We start from the raw sequence: 4,606 nt of genomic DNA, 5'->3' as shown, positions 1-4,606 counted from the left end.
GCGAGGTCGAACAGCGCACTCATCGCCCGCTCGTCGATCCGGTTCTTGGAGTAGTCGAGCAGCAGGTCGCCGGCCTTGGCCGAGAACGTCTTGAAGCGATCGGGATCGGCCGCGAACAATTCGCGCATCGTCGTCTCGGCCAGCCGCTTGCGCGACTTCATCAGCGGATTGAGGAGGGACTTGCGGCTCGAGGCCATGACGCATTCTCCCGACGTGTCAGAGGGCGGGGATGTCGCCCGCTGCCCAGGTTGCCCGTGTTTGTGCCGCATAATCGGCGAAGGTGCCAGCCTCGATCGCCTGCCGGGCGCCGATGCAGAGCTGCTGGTAGTAATGCAGGTTCACCTGGCTCAAGATCATCGCGCCGAGCATTTCCTCCGTGCGGATCAGGTGATGCAGGTAGGCGCGGCTGAACCGCCGGCAATTGGGGTTGGGCGAGGCCTCGTCGAGCGGCCGGGGATCGTCCTTGTGGCGCGCGTTCTTAAGGTTGATCACCCCCATCCGCGTATAGGCATGGCCGTGCCGGCCGGCGCGGGTGGGATGCACGCAGTCGAACATGTCGACGCCGCGCTCGATGCCGCCCAGGATATCGTCCGGCTTGCCCACGCCCATCAGGTAGCGCGGCTTGTCGGCCGGCAGCTCCGGGGTGATCTCGCTCAGCACCCGGAACATCGTCTCCTGCGGCTCCCCCACGGCGAGGCCGCCGATCGAATAGCCGGAAAAGCCGATGGACTTCAGCCCCGCCGCCGACCGGCCGCGCAGTTCCGCATTGTCGCCGCCCTGCACGATGCCGTGCAGCGACCGGCGCGGCTGGTGGCCGAAGGCGTCCTTGCTCCGCTGTGCCCAGCGCAGCGACAGTTCCATCGCCCGCTCCATCTCCTTGAACTCGGAGGGGAGCGGGATGCACTCGTCGAGCTGCATGATGATGTCGCTGTCGAGCAGCGTCTGGATCTCGATCGAGCGCTCCGGCGTCAACTCGTGCGCGCTGCCGTCGATATGCGAGCGAAACGTCACGCCCGTCTCGGTGAGCTTCCTCAGCTTGGCCAGCGACATCACCTGGAAGCCGCCGGAATCGGTGAGGATCGGGCGCTGCCAGTCCATGAAGTCGTGCAGCCCGCCCAGCGCCGCGACGCGCTCGGCTCCGGGCCTGAGCATCAGGTGGTAGGTATTGCCGAGCAGGATATCGGCGCCGGTGTCGCGCACCTGCTCGGGATACATCGCCTTGACGGTGCCGACGGTCCCCACCGGCATGAAGGCCGGGGTGTGAACCTCGCCGCGCCAGGTGTCGATGCGGCCGCGCCGGGCCATTCCGTCGGTGGCGATGAGGGTGAAGGCGTAATCGGTCATGGCGCGGGTATTAGCCGCACCACCGCCTCCTGTCATCCCCGCGTTCAGGTCGGATGGCTGGCGCCCACTGCGTAGCGCAGCAGCACGCCGCCGGTCTCGAGCGGACGGGCCTCGAGCAGCGACAGGCCCAGCGCGGCCGCGGCGGGCTTGAACAGCGGCGTGCCCGCGCCGAGCACCACCGGGGCGATGCAGACGCGATACTCGTCGACGAGGCCGTGGGCCAGCAGCGTCTCGAGCAGCGCGGCACTGCCGAACACGAAGATGTCGCCCCCGTCCTCCCCCTTCAGCGCCCTGACCGCCGTCGCCGCGTCGCCGGAGAGCAGGCGGGTATTGTGCCACTCGGCCGTCTTGAGCGTCGTCGACGCCACAGCCTTGGGGATGGCGTTCATCCGGTCGGCGACCGCGCCGGGCTCTTCCTTCTGCCAATAGTCGGCCATGCCCTGGTAGGTCTTCCGTCCGAACAGCAGCAGGCCCATCGCGTCGAGCTGCTGGATCGAGAACGCCTCCAGTTCGTCACCCCAGACCGAGCCGTGGAAGCTGAGGTCCCAGGGGTTCGTGCCCTCGAAATAGCCGTCGAGCGACATCACGTTCCACACCAGCAGCCTGCGCATCGACACCTCCATCACTTATGCATTCACTTAAGTATCGGCCCGCGCAACGAATTGTCAAGCGATCGCTTAACTATCCTGCCGGAACAGCAGGCTGGCGTCACCGTACGAATAGAACCTGTAGCCGCTGTCGATGGCGTGGCGATAGGCGGCCCGCATGGTGTCATAACCGGCAAAGGCCGAGACCAGCATGAACAGGGTCGAGCGCGGCAGGTGGAAATTCGTCATCAGCATGTCGACCGCATTGAAGCGGTAGCCGGGGGTGATGAAGATGTCGGTATCCCCTGAGAACGGCTGCAGCGTTCCTGTGGCGCGCGAGGCGCTTTCCAGCAGCCGCAGGCTGGTCGTCCCCACCGCGACGATCCTGCCGCCCTTCGCCTTCGCCGCGCAGATGCGCTCGACCACCTCGGCCGGGATTTCTCCCCATTCGGCATGCATGACGTGGTCCTCGGTGTCCTCGACCTTGACCGGCAGGAACGTCCCTGCCCCGACATGCAGCGTCACCCGCTCGATGCCGACGCCGAGATCGGCCAGTTGACCGAGCAGTGCTTGAGTGAAGTGCAGGCCCGCCGTGGGGGCGGCCACGGCCCCGTCCTTGCGCGCATAGACGGTCTGGTAGTCCGTCTTGTCGCGCTCCTCAAGCGCGCGCTTCAGCCCGATATAGGGCGGCAGCGGCATGGCGCCGAAAGCCTTGATCGCCTCGTCGAGATAGGCTCCGGAGAGATCGAAGTTGAGCGTCACCTGCCCGCCCTCCTCCACCGCCGCAACGCTGGCCTCGAGCGTGCCGAGCAGGCAGGCATTGTCGGTCTCCTGCCCGAAGCTCAGCCGGTCGCCGGCTTTCAGCCGCTTGGCGGGCCGGGCGAAGGCCAGCCAGGTCGCATCGTCCACCCGCTTGTGCAGGTTGAACGAGACGCTGGCGCGATACTCGCCGCGCGTTCGGGTGCCGTGCAGTTCGGCCGGCAGCACCCTTGTGTCATTGACGACCAGCAGGTCGCCGCGCCGCAGGATCCGCAACAGATCCGTTACGCGAGCATCTTCGAGCGGCCCGCCCGGGCGGACCACCAGCATCCGGGCGGCGTCGCGCGGCTCGACCGGGTGCAGCGCGATGTTTTCTGGCGGCAGTTCGAAATCGAAGGCGTCGACGCGCATCAGGGGCCGGTGCAGCTCACCGCCCAGGCGCCGTGGCCGGGGATGCGCAGCGTGCCGCCATATGCGAAAGCGTCGCCTTCGCTGGCCTTGAACAGGCGCAGCTCGGCGATGCGGGCCGCCATCGCTTCGTCGACGGCATCGATGAGGATCATGTCGCCGCTCTCATAGGCCTGGCCGACCGCGACCGGCTCGCCGGGGCCGTAGGCAGCCGAACTGGCCCACACCTGTTCGCCCACCGAGATGTTGAGCCCGGCGATGGCGAGGAAATCGACGCTGCCGACGAGGAAGTCGAACGTCGCCTCGCCGCCGGGGGCGACGCAGTTGACCCACTCAGTCGCCAGCGACGGGGTGGCGAGGCCGCAAAGGCACACGGCGATTGCGGCCGCCCGGATCATGCAGGCAGGTCCGCCGCGACCTTCACGGTGACCATCTGGTCGGGATCGCGCACCGGCTCGCCGCGCTTGATCTTGTCGACATTGTCCATGCCCTCGATCACCTGGCCCCAGACCGTGTACTGCCGGTCGAGGAAGCGGGCGTCGCCGAAGCAGATGAAGAACTGCGAGTTGGCGCTGTCCGGGTTCTGCGCCCGCGCCATCGAGGCGGTGCCGCGCACGTGCGGCTGCGCGCTGAACTCCTGCTTCAGGTTGGGGTACTTCGACCCGCCCATGCCGGTTCCGGTCGGATCGCCCGTCTGCGCCATGAAGCCATCGATGACGCGGTGGAACACCACGCCGTCGTAGAAGCCCTCGCGGGCCAGCTTCTTGATATGCGCCACATGGTTGGGCGCGAGGTCCGGCCGCATCTGGATGGCGACGGTGCCCTTGGTGGTCTCGATGACCAGGGTGTTCTCGGGATCGGCGTAAGCCATCGGCTCGGTCCTTACTTGTATTCGATCTTGGCGGAGATGATCTTGTCCGGGCTGGCCGGCGGCTCGCCCTTGGCGATCATGTCGACGAATTCCATGCCGGAGGCCACCTTGCCCCAGATGGTGTACTGGCCGTCGAGCCAGGGGGCATCGGCGAACATGATGAAGAACTGCGAATTGGCGCTGTCGGGGTCGTTGGTGCGGGCGGCCGCCACGACGCCGCGCGAGAAGTGCACGGTGGTATTGAACTCGGCCTTGAGGTCCGGGAGGTCCGAGCCACCCATGCCGGTGCCGGTCGGGTCACCGCCCTGCGCCATGAAGCCCTCGATCACCCGGTGGAACACGATGCCGTTGTAGAAGCCCCGCCCGGTCAGCTCGATGACGCGCTGCACATGGCCCGGCGCCAGTTCGGGCAGCAGCTCGATGTCGACGCTGCCGTCCTTGAGTTCGAGGATCCAGTGCGGCTTGCCGTCCTGCGCCGCGGCGGGCTTGGGGTTGGCGAGGGAGAAGGCAAACACCACGGCCACGGCCGCGAGGAGGACACCGAGGATAAGGCCGGCGCGCTTGAGGGATTCGGTCATGATTTCTTGAGGGCCTCGAAGACGATGGGCGGGACGAACTTGGAGATGTCGCCCCCGAG

Annotated in this window: 6 protein-coding genes and 1 pseudogene; all 7 read right to left on the bottom strand. The window is 67.0% G+C overall.

Annotation, left to right across the window (positions count from 1 at the left end; all coding sequences use genetic code 11):
• Positions 1–197: pseudogene (locus ACE3TU_RS19200) on the bottom strand (glucose-6-phosphate isomerase); the annotation flags it as partial.
• 19 nt (positions 198–216) lie between these two features.
• Positions 217–1,344 carry a tRNA guanosine(34) transglycosylase Tgt gene (tgt, locus tag ACE3TU_RS19195; protein ID WP_374627150.1) on the bottom strand — a complete coding sequence of 376 codons (1,128 nt, stop codon included), beginning with the start codon at positions 1,342–1,344 and terminating at the stop codon, positions 217–219.
• Positions 1,345–1,388: 44 nt separating this feature from the next.
• Positions 1,389–1,955 carry a dihydrofolate reductase family protein gene (locus tag ACE3TU_RS19190; RefSeq protein ID WP_374627148.1) on the bottom strand — a complete coding sequence of 189 codons (567 nt, stop codon included), beginning with the start codon at positions 1,953–1,955 and terminating at the stop codon, positions 1,389–1,391.
• 66 nt (positions 1,956–2,021) lie between these two features.
• A complete protein-coding gene (gene queA / locus ACE3TU_RS19185) occupies positions 2,022–3,101 on the bottom strand; it encodes a tRNA preQ1(34) S-adenosylmethionine ribosyltransferase-isomerase QueA (protein WP_374627146.1) in 1,080 nt (359 codons plus the stop codon).
• The gene (locus ACE3TU_RS19180) at positions 3,101–3,496 is read right to left on the bottom strand and encodes a hypothetical protein (RefSeq protein WP_374627144.1); all 396 of its coding nucleotides are present in this window, start codon (positions 3,494–3,496) and stop codon (positions 3,101–3,103) included. The genes queA and ACE3TU_RS19180 overlap by 1 nt, the downstream gene beginning before the upstream one ends.
• Positions 3,493–3,969, bottom strand: a complete 477-nt coding sequence (locus ACE3TU_RS19175) for a peptidylprolyl isomerase (RefSeq protein WP_374627142.1) — start codon at positions 3,967–3,969, stop codon at positions 3,493–3,495. The genes ACE3TU_RS19180 and ACE3TU_RS19175 overlap by 4 nt, the downstream gene beginning before the upstream one ends.
• Positions 3,970–3,980: 11 nt before the next feature.
• Positions 3,981–4,547, bottom strand: coding sequence for a peptidylprolyl isomerase (locus ACE3TU_RS19170; RefSeq protein ID WP_374627140.1), 567 nt, complete (start codon positions 4,545–4,547; stop codon positions 3,981–3,983).
• Positions 4,548–4,606 lie beyond the last annotated feature (59 nt).

Source organism: Devosia sp. (assembly GCF_041917035.1).
Classification (GTDB): Bacteria; Pseudomonadota; Alphaproteobacteria; order Rhizobiales; family Devosiaceae; genus Devosia_A.
This window is presented reverse-complemented; position numbering and strand designations above follow the sequence as displayed.